This is a genomic window from Dongia rigui (genome assembly GCF_034044635.1).
Lineage (GTDB): Bacteria > Pseudomonadota > Alphaproteobacteria > Dongiales > Dongiaceae > Dongia > Dongia rigui.
The window spans coordinates 874,810-895,799 of the sequence record NZ_JAXCLX010000001.1 but is presented as its reverse complement, the minus strand read 5'-3'; the positions used below and the strand labels follow the sequence as shown (position 1 = coordinate 895,799).

The following is a 20,990-nucleotide window of genomic DNA, read 5'->3' as shown; positions in this document are numbered from 1 at the left end:
AAGGGTCTCTCGATGGCGATCCGCTATCTCCTGGGACAAGAACTGCGTTCGGTCGAACTGGCATCGCCGACCGAGACGGTGCTCGACCACTTGCGTCTCGGCTGCCACCGCACCGGCACCAAGGAAGGCTGCGCCGAGGGGGATTGTGGCGCCTGTACCGTGGTGCTGGGGGAACTGCAGGGCGATGCGATCGCCTATCGTGCGGTCAATGCCTGCATCCAGTTCGCGGGCACGCTTGATGGCCGCCAGTTGATCACGGTGGAGGATCTGCGGCAGCCGGATGGCAGCCTGCATCCGGTGCAGCAGGCGATGGTCGATGCCCATGGCTCGCAATGCGGCTTCTGCACACCAGGCATCGTCATGTCGCTCTTTGCGCAATATCGCAACCGTCGCAGGGGTGACGCGCAGGAAACGGCCGATGCGCTGGCCGGCAATCTCTGTCGCTGTACCGGCTATGGGCCGATCCTCAAAGCGGCAGAAATAGCGCTGGCGCAGCGCCAGGATGATTCATTCGATGCCCAAAAAAACGAAACGGTTGCGATGCTGAAGCACATCAGCGCCGCTGGATCAGCCAGCGGCTACTTTGCGCCGCGCCGTGCGGACGAGTTGGCCGAGGTCTACGCGGCCCACCCACAGGCGACTTTGGTTGCCGGTGGCACAGATGTCGGGTTGTGGGTCACGAAACAACATCGCAACCTGGCTGAGGTGATTGCGCTGAGCGGCGTGGCCGATCTGCAGAATATTGTCGAGACATCGACCCATCTGAGCCTTGGCGCCGCGGTCACCTATGCGCAGTTGTTGCCGGTCCTGGCGCCGCTGTGGCCGGATTTCGCCGAGGTGGTGCGGCGGTTGGGTTCGGCGCAGATCCGCAATGTGGCGACCATCGGCGGCAATATCGCCAACGGTTCGCCGATCGGCGATGGCCCGCCCTGCCTCATCGCCCTCGACGCGGCGCTGGTCCTGCGACAGGGCAAGACGCGCCGCTCGCTGCCGCTTGAAGATTTCTTTATCGCCTATGGCAAGCAGGACCGCCGGCCGGGCGAGTTTGTCGAATGCATTGAGTTGCCCAAGCCACGGCGCGGCTGGGCTTTTCGCGCCTACAAGATATCGAAGCGTTTCGACCAGGATATCTCGGCGCTCTTGGGTGCCTTTCACGTGAAGATCGAGGGTGGCGTGGTTGCCGATCTGCGCATTGCCTTTGGTGGCATGGCGGCGATACCCAAGCGTGCCCGCGCCACGGAGGCGGCATTGCGGGGCAAGCCCTGGTCGGAAGCATCTATCGTCGCCGCGATTCCGGTACTGGCCGAGGATTACCAGCCGATCGGCGATATGCGGGCCAGTGCCGCCTATCGCCAGAAGGTTGCCGGCAACCTGTTGCGCAAATGCTTTCTCGAACTCAGTGCGGGTGGCGGCGAGACGCGCATCACCTTTGCGGGCAGGCGGGCACATGGCTGATATCGGCACGGCCCGCATTCATGGTTCTGTCGGCGATGCGCTGGCGCATGATTCGGCGCGCAAGCATGTGACCGGTGAGGCGCTTTACATCGACGACCTGCCGGAGCCAGCGCGCTGTCTGCACCTCGTCGCCGGTGGTGCAGCGCGTGCGCATGCGCGTGTCGTTGAAATGGATCTTGCCGCTGTGCGGAAGGCCCCTGGCGTGGTCTGTGTGCTGACGGCTGCGGATATTCCCGGCGTTAACGACATCAGCCCCATCCATGCCCATGACGACCCGCTCTTATGCGCGGGCGAGGTCATGTTCTGGGGCCAACCGCTGTTCTGTGTGGCGGCCGAGACACGCGCGGCGGCGCAGGCGGCGGTGAGGCTGGCACGAACCGTCTATGAGGATCTGCCGGCCATCTTGAGTATCGACGCGGCACTGGCGGAAAAGAGCTATGTGCTTGAGGACCAGCGGCTCACCAAGGGCAATGCCGCTGCTGCCATCGCATCTGCCCCGCGCCGGCTGTCCGGCCGTTTCCGCCATGGTGGGCAGGATCATTTTTACCTTGAGGGGCAAGTCTCGCTGGTCGTGCCGAGCGAAGATGGCGACGTCCATATCTTTTGTTCGACGCAGCACCCGACCGAAGTTCAGATGAATGTCGCCCAGGTGCTGGACAGGCCTGCCAACGCCGTCACGGTCGAAGTGCGGCGCATGGGCGGTGGTTTCGGCGGCAAGGAATCGCAAGCGACGCAATGGGCCGCCTTGGCAGCGTTGGCGGCGTTGAAGACAGGACGCCCAGCCAAGTTCCGCCTGGACCGCGACGACGACATGGTGATGACCGGCAAGCGCCACGACTTCATCATCGACTGGCAGGTGGGGTTCGATGAAGACGGTCGCATCCAGGGGATCGATTTCGTGCAATCGGCGCGAGCCGGCTTCTCGGCCGACCTCAGCGGCGCCATCGCCGACCGGGCGATGTTTCACGCCGACAACGCCTATTACTTTCCCCATGCCAGCATTCTGTCGCATCGGTGCAAGACGCATACCGTGTCCAATACCGCGTTCCGCGGCTTCGGCGGGCCGCAGGGAATGCTGGGCATCGAAGAGGTGATCGATGCCATCGCCCGCGAACTCGGGCGCGATCCCCTTGATATACGGCAGGTGAATTTCTACGGCACGGATGAGCGCAATATGACGCCGTATCACATGACCGTGGAAGACAACATCATCGACGAATTGGTGCGGCGCCTGGAGGAGAGCAGCAACTACCGGCACCGCCGCCTGGTGATCGCGGCGCAGAATGCGGCCAGTTCCATCGTCAAACGGGGCCTTGCCTTGACGCCGGTCAAGTTCGGCATCTCCTTCACCACCAGTTTCCTCAATCAGGCCGGCGCGCTGCTCCATATCTATAACGACGGCTCGGTCCACCTCAATCACGGCGGTACCGAGATGGGGCAGGGGCTGTTCCAGAAAGTGGCGCAGGTGGTGGCCGCGGAGCTTCAGATCGATCTGGACCGGATCAAGATTTCGGCGACACATACGGGGAAGGTGCCCAACACCTCCGCCACTGCCGCGTCGTCCGGTTCCGACATGAACGGCAAGGCGGCGCAGGCGGCTGCCATTATCCTGAAGGAGCGGTTGATCGACTTCGCCGCCCGCCATTTCAATGTGCCAGCAGCGGACGTCGCTTTCCTGCCCAACCGCATCCGCGCGGGTGCCGAGGAGATCACGTTCGATGCCTTGGTAAAGCTCGCTTATCTCGATCGCGTTTCTCTTTCGACCACCGGCTTCTACAAAACGCCCAAGATTGACTACGACCGCAAGACGGCGCGCGGTCGGCCCTTCTACTACTTCGCCTATGGTGCAGCGGTGAGCGAGGTCGCGGTCGATACGCTGACCGGTGAGTACCGTGTGACGCGCGTCGATATCCTTCACGATGTCGGCCGCTCGCTCAATCCGGCGATCGACCTCGGCCAGATCGAAGGCGGCTTCATTCAGGGTATGGGCTGGCTGACCAGCGAGGAATTGTGGTGGGACGAGAAGGGGCAACTCAAGACCCATGCCCCCAGCACCTATAAGATTCCGACGGCGAGTGATCGCCCGCCGGATTTTCGTGTCCAGCTGCAGGATTTTGCCGAGAACCGGGAGGACGCCATCCATCGGTCCAAGGCCGTGGGCGAACCGCCTTTGATGCTGGCGATCTCGGTGTTCCGCGCATTATCCGATGCGATCGCCAGTGTTGCCGATTATCGATACCTGCCGGAGCTCGCGGCGCCGGCAACGCCGGAGCGTGTCCTGGCCGCGATCGACGCCTTGCGTGAGCGTGACGCATGAGCGGCCGGCCGGCCGATCCTGTTCTGGCTGCGGCTCTCAAGCGACTGCAGGAGGGGATGCCGGCTGTCTTGGCGACCATCGCGGCAACCCGTGGGTCGACACCGCGCGTTCCCGGGACGCGCATGCTGGTCGATGCGACCGGGATCGTTGGTTCGGTGGGTGGCGGGCAATTGGAATTCGAAATCATCGCCAGCGCGCGCGACTTGCTGGCTTCCAATGCTTCCGCGACACGCTGTCAGCATTTCATCTTGGGTCCCGATCTGCGCCAATGTTGCGGCGGCGCGCTCGACATCGTGCTGGAGCGGCTGATGCCGGAATCGCTCCCTTGGCTAAAGCAAGTACTGGATTGGGAGTTTGAGGGTGCGTTCTGGGAGGGGCGCCTGGCAGTGGGGGATCCGAGTTCCGCCCGGCGCCTCCACCGCCTCGAAGGTGCCCCGTCGGAACCCGGCACGGCCCGGCTGGTGAAATCGGTGGACGGCGCTGAGCTGGTTGAGATGTCGGGTCGGCCCTGGCCGCAGCTCTATCTGTTCGGCGCCGGCCATGTCGGGCGAGCGCTGGTCCGACTCCTTGGCGATCTGCCGTTCCACGTCACCTGGTGCGATGGGCGGGAGGACATATTCCCAGCCGAGATCCCGATGAACACGCGCTGCGATGCTGCCGCCGATATTGACGCGTTGATCAAAGGCGCGCCAGCGGATGCCCATTTTCTGATCATGACCCACAGCCATGCGCTCGATTTCGACCTAGTGGCGGCGGTCCTGGCCAAGGAACGCTTCGGCAGCCTGGGCCTCATCGGCAGCGACACCAAGAAGGCACGATTCCTGCAGCGATTGCGCGCCGATGGCGTGGCGCCTGGGGATCTGGCCCGTCTGCAATGCCCGGTCGGCATCCCGGGCATCAAGAGCAAGGTGCCGGCGGCGATCGCCATTGCCGTGGCGGCGGAATTGCTGGTTCTGACGCAGGCGAGGGAGCAGGAGGGGGCCGTGACGGGGGTGCAATCGGTCGGCTGATCGCCTATAAGATCGCTGGAGCGAAGACCCGGGCCGGCACCGTCGCGTTGGATGGTAAAATCGGCGAATCGGGCGGAGGATCGGGGATGGTTTTGGTCGGGCAGACAGGAGCGGGTGGGGCGCCGGGCGCAGAGCCTTTGGCGCGTCAGTCCCTGCTGTCCCTTTCCGGCATCGTCAAGCAATTCCCCGGCTGTCTTGCCAATGACCATGTCGATCTCGCCATCCGGCCGGGGGAGATTCATGCCCTGCTGGGCGAGAACGGTGCCGGCAAATCGACCCTGGTCAAGATCATCTATGGCGTCCAGCAACCCGACGCCGGCGAGATCGTCTGGCAAGGTACACCGACGGTCATCGGCAGCCCATCGGTGGCCCGCGATCTGGGCATCGGCATGGTGTTCCAGCATTTCTCGCTGTTCGAGGCTTTGACGGTTGCCGAAAACATTGCGCTCGGCATCAACGACAAGAAACTGCGCAAAGACCTGACCACGCGCATTGTCGAGGTCTCGGAGGCTTATGGCCTGCCGCTCGATCCCAACCGCGCCGTGCACGACCTTTCGGTCGGCGAGCGCCAGCGCATCGAAATCGTCCGCTGCCTGCTGCAGAAGCCCAAGCTGCTGATCATGGACGAGCCGACCTCGGTGCTGACGCCGCAGGAGGTCGAGAAGCTTTTTGCGACGTTGCGCCGCCTCGCCAGCGAAGGCTGCGCCATTCTCTATATCAGCCACAAGCTCGACGAGATCCGGGCCTTGTGCGAGAAGGCCACGATCATGCGCCTCGGCAAAGTGGTGGCTGAATGCGACCCGCGACAGGAGAGCGCCAAGCACCTTGCCGAACTCATGATCGGCATGTCGCTGAAGGCGCCCATCCATGGCCGCCAGGCGGATGAAGGGGCGGCGACGCGCCTCGAGGTGCGCGATCTGTCGGTGAAATCGGATCAGCAATTCGGCACCGACCTCAAAGGCATCAGCTTTGCGGTCAAGGCCGGCGAGATCCTGGGGATCGGCGGCATTGCCGGCAACGGGCAGAACGAGTTGATGGCGGCCCTCTCGGGCGAGACCCTGGCGCCAGCGCCAGATGTGATCTCGCTCGACGGCGTGGCGGTGGGGAAACTCGGCCCCGACGGGCGGCGCGCCAGTGGCGGCTGCTTCGTGCCGGAAGAACGCAACGGCCACGGCGCGGTGCGTGACATGACGCTGGCCGAAAACGCCCTGCTGTCCGGCTACCGCCGGCGCGGCCTGGTGCAGATCGGCGTCATCGATGACAGCCGCACGACAAGTTTTGCCGGCGAGGTCATCAAGGGGTTCGACGTGCGCACCACCGGGCCGAAGGCGGAGGCACGTTCGCTGTCCGGCGGCAATCTGCAGAAATTCATCGTCGGTCGCGAGATCCTGCAAAAGCCGGCCCTGCTGGTAGTGGCGCAGCCGACCTGGGGGGTCGATGCCGGCGCTGCTTCGGCCATTCATCAGGCGCTGCTCGATCTGGCGGCGCAGGGTGCAGCGATCGTGATCATCTCGCAGGACCTCGACGAGATCATGACGATTGCCGACCGCATCGCGGTCATTGCCGGTGGGCGCCTGTCCCCCGCCATGCCGGTAGCGAGTGCCACGGTGGAGGAAATCGGCCGGCTGATGGGCGGCATTCCGATGGCGGCTGGCGCGGAGGCAGTCGATGCGGCTTGAAGTGGTCCCGCGCGGCGAACGTTCCAGATGGTGGGCCTATGGCTCGCCGATCCTTGCCATCGCCCTCACGCTCCTGACCACGCTGGTGATCTTCGCCGTGCTCGGCAAGGATCCGCTGGAATCGCTGCGCGTCATGTGGATCGACCCATTGACGGCCAAGCGCGGCATTTCCGAGCTTTTCGTCAAGGGCGCGCCGATCATCATGATCGCGGTCGGCCTGTCGCTGGGTTTTCGCGCCAATGTCTGGAACATCGGTGCCGAAGGGCAATACGTCATGGGTGCCATCTTCGCCACCGGTGTCGCCCTCTATTTCTATGACGTCGAAACCTTCCCCGTCTGGATGCTGATGATCCCGGCCGGCATTTTGGGCGGCATGTTCTGGGGCGCCATTCCGGCCTTCCTGAAGACGCAGTTCAATGCCAGCGAGATTCTCACCAGCCTGATGCTGACATATGTCGCCAATCTCGTGCTGCTTTATCTGGTGGTTGGCCCGTGGAAGGATCCGGAAGGTTATGGCTTTCCGCAGACAAGGCTGCTGACGGCAGCCGCCAGTTCGCCGCACCTCGTGCCGGGCACCCGCATTCATGTCGGCGTTGTGGCGGCTCTCATCATTGTGGCGCTGGGCTGGTTCCTGCTCTCGAAATCGCTGCTCGGTTTCAAACTCAAGGTCGCGGGCCAGGCGCCGCGTGCCGCCGCCTATGCCGGTTTCTCGACCAAGTCGCTCACCTGGCTGTCGCTGCTGGTGGGTGGCGGGTTGTCGGGCCTTGCCGGCATGTTCGAGGTGGCTGGGCCGATCGGCCAGCTCACCCCGGCATTGCCGACAGGCTACGGCTTTACCGCGATCATCGTGGCGTTCCTCGGGCGCCTGCATCCGGTTGGCGTGCTGTTCGGTGGGCTCGTGCTGGCGCTCTCCTATCTGGGTGGTGAAAAGGCGCAGATCGCCTTGGGCTTGCCAGCGGCGGTCACCAAGATCAACCAGGGCATCCTGCTGTTCTATCTCTTGGGCTGCGACCTTCTCATCCGCTATCGCTTGCGCGTGGTGCCGTCGAAGCGGAGGGCCGGATAATGGATAACGCCGTCTTCGTCTCGGTCGTTCTTTCTGTCATCTCAGCGGCGACGCCGCTCTTGCTGGCGGCGACCGGTGAACTGGTCACGGAGAAATCCGGCGTCCTCAATCTTGGCGTCGAGGGCATGATGCTGGTCGGCGCGGTCGTCGGCTTTGCGGTGACGCTCACCACCGGCAGCGCGCTTCTGGGCGTTGTTGCAGCTGCCCTGGGCGGTGCCCTGATGGCGCTGATCTTCTCGGTGCTGACATTGACCTTGCTCGCCAACCAGGTGGCGACGGGCCTGGCGCTGACCATCTTCGGCATCGGTCTCGCCGCGATGATGGGGGCGAGTTTCGTCGGCCAGCCGGTCGAGAAGCTGCCGTCGCTCTACATCCCGCTTCTCACCGATCTGCCGATCGTCGGGCGCATCTTGTTCGGCCAGGACGGCTTGGTCTACTTCTCCTTCCTCGCTCTGGGCGGGACGATCTGGTTCCTGTTTCACACCCATGCCGGCCTTGTGCTGCGCGCGGTCGGTGACTCGCATGACGCCGCCCATGCCATCGGCTATCCGGTGATCGCCATCCGCTACGGTGCGGCGCTGTTCGGTGGCGCCATGAGCGGGCTGGGCGGGGCTTATCTTTCGCTCTCCTATACGCCGATGTGGGCCGAGGACATGACGGCCGGGCGCGGCTGGATCGCATTGGCGCTGGTTGTCTTTGCCACATGGCGGCCGCTGCGTTTGCTGCTCGGCGCCTACCTCTTTGGCGGCATCACCATTCTGCAGTTCCATGTCCAGACCATGGGTTTCGGCATCCCGGCACAATTCGTTTCCATGCTGCCATATCTTGCGACCATCGCCGTTCTTGTCGTCATTTCCACCGACCGCTCCAAGATCCGTCTCAATGCACCGGCCTGTCTCGGCCGGTCATTTCATGTGACGGGTTGAGGTGCTGCGACTTTCCGCTTTGCCAAAACAAAAGGAGGCTTTCGTCATGCTGATCAAACGTAGAACTTTTCTTAAAGCCGGCGCGGCTGCCGGCACTTTGCCGTTGCTGGGCAGGACCGCTGCGGCGGACGAGTTCAAGGCCGGCTATGTCTATGTCGGTCCGATTGGCGATTTCGGCTATTCCTACCAGCACGATCAAGGGCGACTTGCGGCCGAAAAGGCGCTGGGAGTCAAGTCGACCTATGTCGAGAAGGTCCCCGAAGGCGCCGATGCAGAGCGCGTCATCCGCAGCCTTGCCGATGATGGCCACAAAATCATCTTCACCACCTCGTTCGGCTTCATGGACGCGACGCTGAAGGTCGCCCGCGATTATCCGGATGTCTATTTCGAGCATGCGACTGGCTACAAGCGCGCCGACAACATGGCGACCTATAACATCCGCTTCTATGAGGGCCGCTACATCCAGGGCATCATCGCCGGCATGATGTCGAAGGCCGGTGTCGTCGGCTATATCGGCTCGATCCCGATCCCCGAAGTCATCATGGGCATGAACGCCTTCATCCTGGGCATGCGCTCGATCAACCCCAATGCCAAGATCAAGCAGGTCTTCATCAACTCGTGGTACGACCCGGGCAAGGAAGCCGACGCCGCGAAGGCGCTGCTCGACCAGGGAGCCGACATCGTCGCCCAGCACACCGATTCACCGGCGCCGCTGCAGGTCGCGGCCGAGCGCGGGTTGAAAGGCTTCGGCCAGGCCTCCGACATGATCAAGTTCGCACCCAACGCGCAGCTCACCTCTTCGATCGACCAGTGGGACAATTACTATATCGACCGCACCAAGGCGGCGATGGACGGCACCTGGAAGACCGGCGACACCTGGGGCGGCCTGAAGAGCGGCATGCTCAAGATGGCGAACTATGCCAACATGCCGGACAATGTCCGCAAGGCGGCGATCGAGACCGAGCAGGGCATTCGCGACGGCAAGATCGTCATCTTCAAAGGCCCGATCAACGCCCAGGACGGCAGCGCCAAGGTGGCGGCCGGCCAAACTCTCAATGACGGCGATATCGCCGGCATGAACTGGCTGGCCGAAGGCGTCGAAGGCGATCTGCCGAAGTAAGCCAGAGTTCTCGTTTTGAAGGCCCGGCGCGCCGCCAAGCGCGCCGGGCCTTTCATTTGTCGAGGATCTTGGCCTTAAGCTTGCGCTCCCAGACCGGTTTTGGCCCGAAAGTCTCGACCAGAAAGTCGATGAAGGCCCGCACGCGCGCCGGCACATGCGTACCGTGCGGATAGAGGGCATGGATCGCATCGGAGACCGGCGGAAAGTCGCGCAGCACAATCTGCAGGCTGCCATCGTTGAGATGGTCGATGATCTCCCAGATCGATTTCAGCGCGAGGCCGTGACCGGCGAGGCACCAGTCGAGCAGGACTTCGCTGTTGTCGCTGTCCATGTTGCCGGCGACGCGCAGGGTCTGCGGCCCATCCGGGGCCTGGAGCGTCCAGCGATATTGCTTGGAGCCGGGAAAGCGCAGCAGCAGGCAGTTGTGCTCAAGCAAATCCTCAGGCGTCTTCGGCACGCCGCGGACCTTCAGATAGCGTGGAGAACCGACGATCACGCGCCGGTCGGTCGCGAGGTTGCGCACGATCGCCGTCGAATCCTCCAGCGGCCCGATGCGGATCGCCAGATCGATCCGCTCCTGGATGAGGTCGGAAAATCGGTCGGTCAGCTGTAGTCGTACCTGCATCTGTGGGTAACGGGCGAGGAAAGCGCCGATATGCGGCGCCACATATTGCCGCCCGAAGGCCACCGGCAAGGACACCTTGATCGGCCCGCGCGGCTCGTCCGTGCGTTGCGAGAGCAGATTTTCGACCTGTTCCAGCTCGTTGAGGATGGAGAGGCAGTGCTGATAGAAGGCGGCACCCTCCTCGGTCGGGTTCACCCGGCGGGTGGTGCGGTTGAGGAGGCGGGCATTGAGGTCGCCCTCCAGCCGGGCGATGCGGTTGGAGACGACGGCCGGCGACAGGCGCAGATCGCGCCCTGCGGCAGACAGGCTGCCCAATTCGACCACGCGGGCGAAGATGGAAAGGTCCTCGGTATGCGGCATGGGCCTCCTTGGCCTTTGGCGCCATTTTATCCGGTTTCTTGAAGATCATTATCCATGATTGCAGCGCTGGCAAGGGCGGCTGCTTTGATATCCTGCCCGTTCCCGACCGGACGAACGGAGCGCCGCATGGACCCGATCTTGGCCGAGTGGCTGAGCCTTGCCATACGCTGGGTCCATGTGATGACCGGCATCATGTGGATCGGCACCTCGTTCTTCTTCATCTGGCTGGACGCCAGCCTGCGCCATTACCAGACGCCAAAGCCCGGCATCGCCGGTGAAAGTTGGCTGGTCCACGGCGGCGGCTTCTATGCGGTCGAGAAGTTCCTGGTGGCGCCCGGCACGATGCCGGCGGAACTGCACTGGTTCAAATACGAAGCCTATTTCACCTGGCTGTCGGGCTTCCTCCTGCTGGCGCTCATTTATTATTACGGTGCCGAGCAGAATCTCATCGACCCGTCGGTGAGTTCGTTGACGGGGTCGCAAGCGATCCTGGTGAGCCTTGCCCTGCTGGCCGGGGGCTGGGTCATCTACGATCTGCTTTGCCGCTCACCCATCGGCCGCCATACGGGGGCCTTGGCCTGCGGCGTTTTCCTGCTGGTGGCGCTGGCGGCCTATGTCGCGACGCAGGCCTTCAGCGGGCGCGCCGCCTATCTCCATGTCGGGGCCTTCATCGGCACGATCATGGCGGCCAACGTCTTCATGATCATCATTCCCAATCAGAGGAAAGTCGTGAAGGCGCTGCTGGCTGGCGAGGCGCCGGACCCGGCGCTCGGCAAGCAGGCCAAGCAGCGTTCGCTCCACAACAACTACCTCACCTTGCCGGTCGTCCTGATGATGATCAGCAACCACTATCCGATCATGTATGAAAGCCCCTATCGCTGGCTCTTCGTCATGGGTGCCGTCATCCTGAGCGGGCTGCTGCGCGCCTATGCCAATGCCAGGAATGCGGGGACGCCATCGCGCAAAGTCGACCATCTGCTCGTTGTTGCCGCTGGACTGGGCCTTTGCCTGGCGGTTCTGCCGGCGTTGCAGGGCCAGTCCGGCGTGGCGGTCGCGCGCCGTGTCGATCTGACCGAAGCCGCCGCCATCATCCAGCAGCGATGTCTTGCCTGCCATTCGACCACGCCGACCGACGCGTTCTTCAAGGCGCCGCCCAAGGGCATCGCCTTCGACAGTGCCGCAGAGATTCGCCGCTATGCGCCGATGATCGAACGCGTTGCCGTCGCCACCAAGATGATGCCGCTCAGAAACAAGACCGGCATGACCGATGAAGAACGGGCGTTGCTGGGGGCGTGGATCACCGGTGCCGCCGATCACGGCGGGGGGCAGTAACATGGCTGCCCTGGAACCGGTGCCGACGTCGCTGACGCGCGATGCCTTTGTCGCGACCTTCGGGCGGGTATACGAGCATTCGCCCTGGATTGCGGAAGCGCTTTACGATCGCGGTCTTGCCGCTGCCCACGAGACGCTGGACGGTCTTGCCGCGGCCATGCGTGAGGTTGTCGAGGATGGGGGTGCGACACGGCAACTGGCGCTGCTGCGCGCGCATCCCGACTTGGCCGGGAAACTCGCGATGGCGGGCGAGCTGACGTCTGAGTCGCGCGGCGAGCAGGCGAGTGCCGGCCTCGATCGATGTTCAGCGGCCGAGTTCGCTCGCTTTCAGCAACTCAACACGCTTTATACGCGGCGATTCGGCTTTCCGTTCATCCTGGCGGTCAAAGGCAAGACGCGCGCGGAGATTTTGGCAGCGTTCGAAACGCGGGTCGCCCATGACCCTGCCGTCGAATTTCGCACAGCGCTCGATCAGGTCCACCGCATCGCCTATCTGCGTCTGGGCGATCTCTGTCGCTAGAGCTTGGAGAGCAGGGCCGAGAGCGCTGCTTCCTGTTCTGCCGAGGGTGATATAATCGGCTCTGGCTTTGCGGCCGGCGCCATGCCGCTGTGCAGGATGGCGACATCCTTGCCGCAGGTTTGCCGCAGCGCCAAAGACAGCAATTTGGAATCGATCGGCTTCGAGACATAGGCCGACATGCCGGCGTTGAGATAGCGTTCGCGATCGCCGGCCATGGCATTGGCCGTCAGCGCAATGATAGGCAGCGTCTTGAAATCGCCGCCCAAATTGCGAATTTCGCGCGTCGCCATGATGCCGTCCATGTTCGGCATCTGCACATCCATCAGCACGGCGTCGAAATCGCCGCGCTGGACCGCAGCCACCGCTTCGATGCCGTCGCTGGCGAGATCGGTCGTGTGGCCGACCGCCTCCAGCATCGCGCGGATGACTTTCTGGTTGATGAGATTATCCTCGGCCACCAGCAGGCGCAGCTTGCGCGTGCCGGGGTTGTCTAGCAATGCCTGGTCCTTGCTGCGCAGATGGCTTGCGGCCTCGGGAATCGTATGCGCTTCCTTCAATTTCAGACGCATCCAGAAATTGGACCCGCGGCCAATCTGTGAATCGACGCCGACCGCGCCGCCCATGAGTTGCATCAGTTCGCGGCAGATGGCGAGGCCGAGCCCGGTCCCACCATAGCGCCGCGTCATCGAGGCATCGGCCTGGGTGAATTTCTGAAACAGCCGCGCCTGGACGTCCTTCTCGATGCCGATGCCGGTATCGGCGACGCTGACATCCAATTCCCAGCTCATATCGCCCTGGGGCGTTGCATCGACCTTGACGACAATGGCCCCCTTATGGGTGAACTTCACGGCATTGCCGAGGAAATTGGCCAGCACCTGGGCGATGCGAGCGGAATCGCCATACATCGCCTTGGGCACATGCGGTGCGATTTCATAGGTAAGATCAAGGCGCTTGGAAATGGCCGATGGCCGCCACAAGGCGACCAGATCCTCGATCATCTCCGCCACCGAGAACGGGGCCAGATTGAGGTCGAGGCGCCCAGCTTCGATCTTCGAGATGTCGAGGATGTCGTTGAGGATGGAGAGCAGGCCGCGGGCCGAGCTTTCCAGTGTCATCAGCTGTTCCTGCTGGTCCTCGCTGAGCGGCGTGTTCTTCAGCATGTGGATCATGCCGATGACGCCGTTCATGGGCGTGCGGATCTCATGGCTCATCGAGGCCAGGAATTCGGATTTGACGCGGTTGGCCGTGTCGGCGACGTCCCGCGCCTTGCGCAGATCCTGGTTGAGGATCGCGAGTTCCTCGCTGCGCCGGGTCAAGGCTTCTTCGGCCAGCCGGCGCTCGATCGCGTTGCCGCGGAAGACCTCGAGCGCACGGGCCATGCGGCCGATTTCGTCCGTGCGGTCGGTATAGGGCACCAGGGAATTGAGATTGCCCGCCGAAAATCGCTGCATCAGCGCCGTCATCCGATCAAGCGGCCGGCTGACCAGATGGAGCGCCAGCAGGGTGAGGCCCAGCAACACGCCGGCGAGAGCCCCGTTCGTCACCAGCATAGAGCGCAGGTAGGCGGCGCGCGCAATTTCGAGCGGCGCTTTGGACAGGGTCACGCTGATATTCCCGACCGCGCGACCCTCGACAAGAATGTCGGCGCGTCCCAGTACGGTGCCGCCTGCGTCGACGGCAACCGGGCTGTCATTTTCCGTGGCGGCGTCGACGGAGACGAATTCAAGGCCGCTCGATTCCTGGATCACCGCCCTGGCAAAGCCGCCGACGACGCGCATGGCCTGCAACTGGTCGCGTGCCGCTTCGCGATCATATTCCCAGACCGCGTTGGCGACGGCGCCCGAATAGAGCAAGGCGAGATTGTCGGCGCTGTCCTGCAACGCCGCCGATTGCCGGTCCACGAAGCGCTGGTTTTCCAGGGCCACATAGGCAGCCTGAATCGCCAGGATGACGACGGCCAAAGCCAGCACCACCCTGGTCTTGAGTCCGAATCCTCGCCAGCGTTTGTTCATGGTCGGAGAATGAGCCGAACGCGGTTAACAGAGTATGTATTTTGACCTAAAGCCGCCCTATGCGCAGCATTTTCCATGTTTCCGGCGCGCAATCCAGGGTGGGCGCCCGCAAAGGTTGCTGGCAGGTGTGATTCCATCGGCCATTCCGGTCTTGGGGCGAATCGACACGCTTCGATAAAGTCACCGAAACAGGGGATTTGCCGATGTCAGAACGTTCCGTCAGCCGCCGTAGCCTGCTTGGGACCATGGCCGTAGGATCGCTTGCGGCGGCTTCCGGTCTGGGGCTGCCCTGGTCCAGTGCCGCCCGTGCCGAGAACGCCCCGCATTGGACCTATGAAGGTCCCGAAGGGCCAGCGCATTGGGGCCAGCTCTCGCCGGAATTCGGCGCCTGCAGCAGCGGTCAGCGGCAATCGCCGATCGACCTTGCCGGCGCCGGGTTGGACAATGCGCCGGACCTCAGCGTTGCCTGGCAGCCATTCGAGGCGGTCGTCGAGAACAACGGTCACACCTTGCAAGTTGCACCCGCTGACCATACCGACAGCGCGCTCACGCTGGGGGGCAAGAAATACGCCTTCCTGCAGTTTCATTTTCACCATCCCAGCGAGCATGCCGTCGGCGGCGGGCGCTGGCCGCTCGAAGTGCATATGGTCCACAAGAGCGAGGCCGGCGACCTGGCTGTGACCGGCATTCTCTTCCGACCGGGGCGCGAGAATGACGCGCTGGGCCGCGTCCTGGCGCAGGCCCCGGCCAGCAAGGGTAAAGCGGCCATTCCGCGAGCCATCGACATGACGCGGTTTCTGCCGACCTCGGCTGCTACCTATCGCTATGCCGGATCTTTGACGACGCCGCCTTGCAGCGAGATCGTCAGCTGGCTGGTCTTTCGGGAGCCGATCGAGGCGGCGGTCGGGCAGATCGAGAGCTTTGCTCGGATGTTCCCGATGAATGCGCGACCGCTGCAACAAGGTTTCCAGCGCGGCATCGCGCTGGACCTCTTCTGAGGACCGGCCGATGCGTCGCCTGCTTGTGATCACTGTTTCCCTGTTGGCGCTTGCCGGATGTGCCACGGCAAAGCGTGCCGATGCGCCGGCAAGCCCGGCCATCCCCGCGGACGGTGATACCGCCGCGGTACCGGCGCTCGATGCGCGTTTTGCCGGGACTTGGTATGTGAGCGGCGTGTTCCCGTCGGCGGCGCGTGCAGCCAGTGTCGCCGACCCGCATCTTGGCAGCGCGCTGGTGATTGGCGATGCCGAGGTCAGCGACGTCAACGGCCAGCGCTGCATCAGCCCGACCTTTGCAATGGACACTGTTGCCGCGGAATCAACGGGCGCCAAGCTCGGCGGCGATGCCCCGTGGGACCGGTTGTCAGTCACCTGCGACGGGCGCGCCTTTGCCACCTATCTGCGCCTGCCGGACCGGACCGGTGATGGCCCGGCCCTGCTGCAGCAACGCCCGGAAGGGCTCTATCTCCTCGAACAGGCGGCGGCGTTGCAGCATCGGCGCACCAATGAAGCGGCCGAGACGCAAACGGCTGCCGCCATGACGGCACCGGTTCACGAAGAGCCGGAGGCTGCGACGCCGGTTGCACATGCGGCACCGGTCGAACTGGCGCCCAAGGCCCATGAAACCAAGAAGGCTGAGGCCGCAAAAACAGCGCCGACGCCGATGACCGAAGGCCCAGTCGAGGCATCGACTGCCGAGCCGGCGGCAAAGACCGGTGCCAAAGCGGCGCATGGCAATCTGCCGGCAGCCGGCACGGCGATGCATCTTGCCAGTTATAAGGGGCAAAGTGCTGCCAAGCGCGGCTGGAAGATTCTGCTCGGCGAATATGATGAGCTGGACCCGTTGTCGCCGCTTTATGTCAATGTCGACGTGCCGGGTAAAGGCGAGATGATCCGCCTTTATGCGACTGGCGCCGAACCGGCTGAGATCGCCAAGATCTGCGCCGCCCTCAAGGCAAAGAAGGTCTATTGCGCGCTCAATCCTTGATCGGCGGCCGCTGATCTTCGTTGATCAGGTACGCCCCGGCTCGACCACTTCGGCGGCTGCGTCGTAAAGCGCAATTTCGCTGAGATCCTCCAGCGGCGCCGTCTCTGGCGGGGCTTCACCGGTGGCAGGTTGGTCTGCCGTCATTTCATCGATCGGCTCAAACTCGATTTCTTCCGACGCTGGACCGGCCGCGTCTTGCTGGGTTTCCGGTTCTCCTGCGGCAGCCAATTCGGGTTCGGGTTCGGGTCCCGGTCCCGGTTCGGGTTCCGGCTCAGGCTCAGGCTCAGGCTCAGGCTCAGGCTCAGGCTCAGGCTCAGGCTCAGGCTCAGCTTCCACGGCAGCTGTTTCCGGTTCAGACGGTGCCACTGCTGCTTCCGGCGCGGCCACCAGGGCGCTGACATTCTCTTCCAGCTTCTGCATGACGCTGGTGAGGGATGATTTCTGCCGCCCCTCGATCACGTCGAGGAGCGCCATCACCATGGTCTTCAACTCGCCGTTTTCTTTGGCGAGCCGCTCGGCCCGCGAGGCTTCGCCGAGCGCCTGCTCGGCCCGCGCCAGCGCCCGCCCCAGATCATCCTCGAGATCGGTGATCCGGGCCTTGGCCCCGTCGAGTTCGGCCGACTGCCGGGCCAGTGAACCTTCGACGATGCGCGCCAGATCATTGAGGCGCAGTTCAACTTTTTGCGCAAAATCAACGTCGCTTGCCAAACGGTCGCGTGCGGCGGCGACACGTGCCCGCAGATCGTCGAGATCGTCGCTCATGGCATGCTCCAGACATCAAAAAGGCCCGCTGCCATGATCGGCCGCGGGCCTTTGAGTGTCGAGGAAAAAGCCTAACGCCGCGTTACCAGTGACGGACGCGGCCGGTATCGACGTGGACGAAGTCCGATTTGGGATAGAAGCCGACGCCGCCCGCCTTCATCGCCATGGCATCGAGGCGGAGATCGGCGAGTTGGACGTCGCGAAGGCGGATATCGATCGCCTTGCCTTCCATGTGCATGCTCTTCTTGGCAACGCCATTGCTGGCGGCGGCGAGCTTTGCATTGGTCAATGGGCTGCGGTAGCCGGAAATGATCTCGAACGGCTTCTTGCTGTCGGTGCGCCGGTGGAGGGCGGTCAGCAAGTCAAACAGCTTCACATCCATGCCGAAGACTTCGCCATTGCGGTAGTCACGCAGGATGTAATTGATGTCCTGGACCGCCGCCCGGTCATAGGCGCCGTTCTGCCAATAGGTGGCTTTCAGGATTTCGTTCGTATGGGTGTTGAAGAAGCCGAGGGTACGGCTGTCGACAGCGGTCGTCTTCGCCATGACGGCGCGGGGCAGGAATGTAAGGGCGCACGTACCGACAAGACCGGCACCGAGGCTGAGGAAGGCGCGACGGCCAAGATCTGCGGCCGGTTGGTTACGTGATGACATTCTATCCAATCTCCCTAGGCGCCCGGATTGCCTCCGGAGGCCACTTTGATCGCGTTGCTAGGTAAGACCGGCGTGAATCGTCCCCACGAATTCAACGCCACTTTGCCTGGCCCAACCAGGCATCAACCTCATGAAATGACAATTATCCCCAAACGCCGCCCGGTTTTGGACACCGGTATGCAGCAAAGCTGACACAGCCTTGCTGCAAATGCAAAGTAAAATTCACGAAATCGCGCCATCCCCTTGGATTCAATCAAGAATCCAAGGGCGGGGAGGGGTCAATAACCGAGGGCGCAACCGTCTTTGCGGGGATCCGACCCGGCTACCAGCACGCCTTTCTGCCAGTCGATCCAGATGGCCTGACCGCCGCCCAGTGGGTCGGCGATGGGCTGAACCTTGTGGCCGCGGGCGGCGAGGCCCGCAACCGTGGCGGCCGGAATGCCGGATTCAACCCACAACGTCCCCTCGTCATAAAACGCCCGGGGGGCGTCGAGGGCTGCCTGCGAATCCATGCCGTATTCCAGCATGTTGGTGAGCGCATGAACCTGGCCGACCGGCTGGTAATCGCCGCCCATGACGCCATAGGGCATCACGGCCTTGCCGTCTTTGGTGACCATCGCCGGGATGATGGTGTGCATAGAGCGCTTGCCTGGACCGATGCAATTGGGGTGCTGGGGATCGACCACGAAGCAGGCGCCACGGTTCTGCATCAGGACGCCGGATTTCGGCGCCATGCGCCCGCTGCCGAAGCCGTAATAGACCGAGTTGATGAAGCTCACCGCGTTGCGATCCTTGTCGACGACCGTGAGATAGGTGGTGTCGGGATGCTTTGGGAACTGACCGATGGCGCCGAGGTCGATCGCCTTGTCCTGTTTGATGAGGCCGGCCAGTGCTTTGGCATGCGCGCCCGACAGCAGCCCCCCCACCGGTACTTTGGCAAAGGCCGGGTCGGCGATATGGGCGTTGCGCTCGCGGTAGGCAAGCTTTGCGGCTTCAAGCTGCAAATGGAAGCGATCGACGCCGAGGGGGTCGCTGCCGGCCTTCTCCGGGCCGTAGGCCGACAGGATGTTGAGCATGAGGAGGGCCGTGAGGCCCTGGCCCGGCGGCGGGCATTCCCACAGCTTCACACCCTTATACGCGGTCGAGATCGGCGTGACGTAATCGCCCTTGTGGCGCGCGAAATCCTCAGGCGCATGCAGGCCACCTTGGGCCGCCATGGCGCTGGCCATGTCTTCCGCGACCCAGCCTTGATAGAAGCCTGCGGCGCCTTTGGCGGCGATCTCGCGCAGGGTCTTGGCGAGCAGCGGCAGCTTCACGCGGTCGCCGATCTTGGGTGCCTTGCCAGCCACCAGATAGCTGCCGGCAGCGGCTGCATCGCGGGACAGTTTCTCTTCTTCCTGCGCCCAGTCATAGGCGACGCGCGGGGCCACCGGAAAGCCGTTCTCGGCATAATAAATCGCCGGCTGGAGCAGCTTGTCGATGCCGAATTTTCCGTGATCCTGCACCAGGCGGCACCAGGCCTCGATGGCGCCAGGCACCGTGACCGCATGAATGGAATCAGCGGCGATCTCGCCGATACCGCGTTCCTGGAAATAGCCGACATCCGCCTTCAAGGGTGCCGCACCATTGCCGTTATAGGCGATGATGTCGTCGCTGCCACCCTTTGACATCAGGACGAAGCAATCGCCGCCGATGCCGGTCATGGCCGGCTCGACGACGGCCAGCACGGCCGAGGCGGTGACCGCTGCGTCGATGGCGTTGCCGCCGGCGCGCAGGCAGTCGATTGCCGCGGCCGTGGCGAGCGGATGCGACGTCGCTGCCGCGCCCTCGCTGGCGTAGATCGGCGAGCGGCCGGCCTTATGAAAATCACGCATGATGTGTCCCGAAAAAGATGAGGTGGAAGAATTTGGTTATTGCACCAAAGGCGCGTCGCCGGAACCGGTCGATGGACCGAAGGCCGTACCGCCTGGACCATCGGCATCATATTGGAAGTTCGTGCCTATGGCGCTCTGCCCGAGCGTGTAGTCGAGCGTATAGGTGGCATTCGGATTGGAGGCGCTGCTGAGCAGGGCGCCCGGCACCCCGCCGGTGGCGCTGAAGCTCACGCCTTGGTCGAGCGATTGCGACGGCAAGGCGAATTGCGAGACGAAACCCTCGTCCTGATGGTTGATCGTGAGCGTGCCGTCCAGGCTGCGCGAGGCCAGGCTCAGCGTGGCGTTGAGGGAATATTCGCCATCGCCCGAGCCGCCGACAAATGCAATCGGTGCGCTGGCATAGTTGACCTCGCCCAGCGGCAGGTTGCTGGTGGTCTCGTTCAGGTCGAGGCCACCGATGTTGCCGGCGTCCTCGAATTCGCGCTGGTTGACCGCAAGTGGGCGACCGTCTTGTGTCGGCTGGCCAGACTGACCGATGACGCCGCCAGCGTCGGGACGGAAGTTCCCGGTGGGGCCACCCGGCGCATCCAGCGGTAGGAACAGACCGGCAAAGCGCTGATCGATGGCGTCGGTCAGAGCGCGCGGATCGCTGATCGTGCCGTCGGCGCCAATCTCGACGTAATAGCCGGCGCGCTTCAGCACGACTTCATTCTTGGCCGATTTCAATGTCACGGTGCTCGGCTTCTTGCCGGCCGTGTTGCCATCGCCCGTACCCGCCAAGGCCACCACGCAGGTGGCGGCGCAGGCACCCATCACGGTCGTGCCGCGTATGGTCAGCACGGCATTCGGCAATTTCAGCGAAGTCCCCTCGGGGTTCTGCCGCGCGATGGCACCCGTTACCAGGCGAAACACACCCTTGGCGATGCTGGCATTGAGGAGGGCGCTGTTGGCGTTATTGGGGTCGTAGACGAATTCGTCGATGGTGAGATTGGCGTCCGGGCCCAACGTGATGGCGGATTCATCCAGCAGCATGATCTGCAGCCGCGAGGCTGCCCCGGTGGTAACGCCGTCGCCCATGACCAGGCCGTCGCCCGAATTGACGGCCGTGGGTGTCGCAATCTGCTTGGCGGGCGATATGAGATCGACGGTACCCGAGACGGCCCCGGCGATGCCCGCTGGGGTTCCGACCTCGGCATAAGCGGGCATCGCCGCAGCAAGGCCCAGGGCCAGAACAGTCATCCATTGCATGCGTCGCATGTCAGCAACTCCTCAAAGCGGAGATTTGGCGGCC

At 63.4% G+C, this 20,990-nt stretch carries 17 protein-coding genes; 11 read left to right on the top strand and 6 right to left on the bottom strand.

What is annotated here, in order from left to right; all coding sequences use genetic code 11:
• Window positions 1–12: 12 nt before the first annotated feature.
• From xdhA to SMD31_RS04010, 7 genes are all read left to right on the top strand, one after another.
• The gene (gene xdhA, locus SMD31_RS04040) at window positions 13–1,455 is read left to right on the top strand and encodes a xanthine dehydrogenase small subunit (RefSeq protein WP_320499442.1); all 1,443 of its coding nucleotides are present in this window, start codon (window positions 13–15) and stop codon (window positions 1,453–1,455) included.
• Window positions 1,448–3,772, top strand: a complete 2,325-nt coding sequence (gene xdhB, locus SMD31_RS04035) for a xanthine dehydrogenase molybdopterin binding subunit (protein ID WP_320499441.1) — start codon at window positions 1,448–1,450, stop codon at window positions 3,770–3,772. Before xdhA ends, xdhB begins: the two co-directional genes overlap by 8 nt.
• Entirely contained in the window at window positions 3,769–4,782 is a 1,014-nt protein-coding gene (gene xdhC / locus SMD31_RS04030) for a xanthine dehydrogenase accessory protein XdhC (protein ID WP_320499440.1), read from the top strand. The genes xdhB and xdhC overlap by 4 nt, the downstream gene beginning before the upstream one ends.
• A gap of 86 nt (window positions 4,783–4,868) precedes the next feature.
• Window positions 4,869–6,461 (top strand): ABC transporter ATP-binding protein, encoded by a 1,593-nt coding sequence (locus tag SMD31_RS04025; protein WP_407652078.1) that lies wholly within the window; start codon window positions 4,869–4,871, stop codon window positions 6,459–6,461.
• Window positions 6,451–7,527, top strand: a complete 1,077-nt coding sequence (locus SMD31_RS04020) for an ABC transporter permease (protein ID WP_320499438.1) — start codon at window positions 6,451–6,453, stop codon at window positions 7,525–7,527. The genes SMD31_RS04025 and SMD31_RS04020 overlap by 11 nt, the downstream gene beginning before the upstream one ends.
• Window positions 7,527–8,453: an ABC transporter permease gene (locus SMD31_RS04015; RefSeq protein ID WP_320499437.1), complete on the top strand. Its 927-nt coding sequence runs from the start codon at window positions 7,527–7,529 to the stop codon at window positions 8,451–8,453. The genes SMD31_RS04020 and SMD31_RS04015 overlap by 1 nt, the downstream gene beginning before the upstream one ends.
• Window positions 8,454–8,499: 46 nt before the next feature.
• Complete coding sequence (locus SMD31_RS04010; RefSeq protein WP_320499436.1) at window positions 8,500–9,573, top strand: BMP family ABC transporter substrate-binding protein; 1,074 nt, start codon at window positions 8,500–8,502, stop codon at window positions 9,571–9,573.
• Window positions 9,574–9,625: 52 nt separating this feature from the next.
• On the opposite strand, the gene SMD31_RS04005 is transcribed toward SMD31_RS04010, so the two are convergent.
• The gene (locus tag SMD31_RS04005) at window positions 9,626–10,558 is read right to left on the bottom strand and encodes a LysR family transcriptional regulator (RefSeq protein WP_320499435.1); all 933 of its coding nucleotides are present in this window, start codon (window positions 10,556–10,558) and stop codon (window positions 9,626–9,628) included.
• Window positions 10,559–10,684: 126 nt separating this feature from the next.
• On the opposite strand from SMD31_RS04005, the gene SMD31_RS04000 reads away from it, so the two are divergent.
• Both SMD31_RS04000 and uraD read left to right on the top strand, forming a co-directional pair.
• Window positions 10,685–11,890 carry a urate hydroxylase PuuD gene (locus tag SMD31_RS04000; RefSeq protein ID WP_320499434.1) on the top strand — a complete coding sequence of 402 codons (1,206 nt, stop codon included), beginning with the start codon at window positions 10,685–10,687 and terminating at the stop codon, window positions 11,888–11,890.
• Window position 11,891: 1 nt separating this feature from the next.
• Window positions 11,892–12,410, top strand: a complete 519-nt coding sequence (gene uraD / locus SMD31_RS03995) for a 2-oxo-4-hydroxy-4-carboxy-5-ureidoimidazoline decarboxylase (protein WP_320499433.1) — start codon at window positions 11,892–11,894, stop codon at window positions 12,408–12,410.
• Here uraD and SMD31_RS03990 read toward each other — a convergent pair.
• The gene (locus tag SMD31_RS03990; protein WP_320499432.1) at window positions 12,407–14,380 is read right to left on the bottom strand and encodes an ATP-binding protein; all 1,974 of its coding nucleotides are present in this window, start codon (window positions 14,378–14,380) and stop codon (window positions 12,407–12,409) included. The genes uraD and SMD31_RS03990 overlap by 4 nt on opposite strands.
• A gap of 245 nt (window positions 14,381–14,625) precedes the next feature.
• Here SMD31_RS03990 and SMD31_RS03985 point away from each other — a divergent pair, with 245 nt between their 5' ends.
• Window positions 14,626–15,420, top strand: a complete 795-nt coding sequence (locus SMD31_RS03985) for a carbonic anhydrase (RefSeq protein WP_320499431.1) — start codon at window positions 14,626–14,628, stop codon at window positions 15,418–15,420.
• A 10-nt stretch (window positions 15,421–15,430) separates the two neighbouring features.
• On the top strand, window positions 15,431–16,408 hold the full coding sequence (locus SMD31_RS03980; protein ID WP_320499430.1) for a hypothetical protein: 978 nt from the start codon (window positions 15,431–15,433) through the stop codon (window positions 16,406–16,408).
• Between the two features lie 24 nt (window positions 16,409–16,432).
• Here the strand turns inward: SMD31_RS03980 and SMD31_RS03975 are convergent, their stop codons facing one another.
• The 4 genes from SMD31_RS03975 to SMD31_RS03960 form a co-directional block, all read right to left on the bottom strand.
• Complete coding sequence (locus SMD31_RS03975) at window positions 16,433–17,170, bottom strand: hypothetical protein (protein WP_320499429.1); 738 nt, start codon at window positions 17,168–17,170, stop codon at window positions 16,433–16,435.
• An 82-nt stretch (window positions 17,171–17,252) separates the two neighbouring features.
• Window positions 17,253–17,825, bottom strand: coding sequence for a DUF882 domain-containing protein (locus SMD31_RS03970; RefSeq protein WP_320499428.1), 573 nt, complete (start codon window positions 17,823–17,825; stop codon window positions 17,253–17,255).
• A 278-nt stretch (window positions 17,826–18,103) separates the two neighbouring features.
• Entirely contained in the window at window positions 18,104–19,699 is a 1,596-nt protein-coding gene (gene ggt, locus SMD31_RS03965; RefSeq protein WP_320499427.1) for a gamma-glutamyltransferase, read from the bottom strand.
• Window positions 19,700–19,735: 36 nt separating this feature from the next.
• On the bottom strand, window positions 19,736–20,956 hold the full coding sequence (locus SMD31_RS03960) for a FecR family protein (protein ID WP_320499426.1): 1,221 nt from the start codon (window positions 20,954–20,956) through the stop codon (window positions 19,736–19,738).
• Window positions 20,957–20,990 lie beyond the last annotated feature (34 nt).

Excerpts from the sequence above, each read along its gene's own strand:
- ggt (WP_320499427.1), bottom strand. The coding sequence starts at position 19,699 with ATGCGTGATTTTCATAAGGCCGGCCGCTCGCCGATCTACGCCAGCGAG.
- SMD31_RS04000 (WP_320499434.1), top strand. The coding sequence starts at position 10,685 with ATGGACCCGATCTTGGCCGAGTGGCTGAGCCTTGCCATACGCTGGGTC.
- xdhA (WP_320499442.1), top strand. The coding sequence starts at position 13 with ATGGCGATCCGCTATCTCCTGGGACAAGAACTGCGTTCGGTCGAACTG.
- SMD31_RS03980 (WP_320499430.1), top strand. The coding sequence starts at position 15,431 with ATGCGTCGCCTGCTTGTGATCACTGTTTCCCTGTTGGCGCTTGCCGGA.
- SMD31_RS04025 (WP_407652078.1), top strand. The coding sequence starts at position 4,869 with ATGGTTTTGGTCGGGCAGACAGGAGCGGGTGGGGCGCCGGGCGCAGAG.
- SMD31_RS03960 (WP_320499426.1), bottom strand. The coding sequence starts at position 20,956 with ATGCGACGCATGCAATGGATGACTGTTCTGGCCCTGGGCCTTGCTGCG.
- SMD31_RS04005 (WP_320499435.1), bottom strand. The coding sequence starts at position 10,558 with ATGCCGCATACCGAGGACCTTTCCATCTTCGCCCGCGTGGTCGAATTG.
- xdhC (WP_320499440.1), top strand. The coding sequence starts at position 3,769 with ATGAGCGGCCGGCCGGCCGATCCTGTTCTGGCTGCGGCTCTCAAGCGA.
- SMD31_RS03970 (WP_320499428.1), bottom strand. The coding sequence starts at position 17,825 with ATGTCATCACGTAACCAACCGGCCGCAGATCTTGGCCGTCGCGCCTTC.
- SMD31_RS04020 (WP_320499438.1), top strand. The coding sequence starts at position 6,451 with ATGCGGCTTGAAGTGGTCCCGCGCGGCGAACGTTCCAGATGGTGGGCC.
- SMD31_RS03975 (WP_320499429.1), bottom strand. The coding sequence starts at position 17,170 with ATGAGCGACGATCTCGACGATCTGCGGGCACGTGTCGCCGCCGCACGC.
- SMD31_RS03985 (WP_320499431.1), top strand. The coding sequence starts at position 14,626 with ATGTCAGAACGTTCCGTCAGCCGCCGTAGCCTGCTTGGGACCATGGCC.
- xdhB (WP_320499441.1), top strand. The coding sequence starts at position 1,448 with ATGGCTGATATCGGCACGGCCCGCATTCATGGTTCTGTCGGCGATGCG.
- SMD31_RS04010 (WP_320499436.1), top strand. The coding sequence starts at position 8,500 with ATGCTGATCAAACGTAGAACTTTTCTTAAAGCCGGCGCGGCTGCCGGC.
- SMD31_RS04015 (WP_320499437.1), top strand. The coding sequence starts at position 7,527 with ATGGATAACGCCGTCTTCGTCTCGGTCGTTCTTTCTGTCATCTCAGCG.
- uraD (WP_320499433.1), top strand. The coding sequence starts at position 11,892 with ATGGCTGCCCTGGAACCGGTGCCGACGTCGCTGACGCGCGATGCCTTT.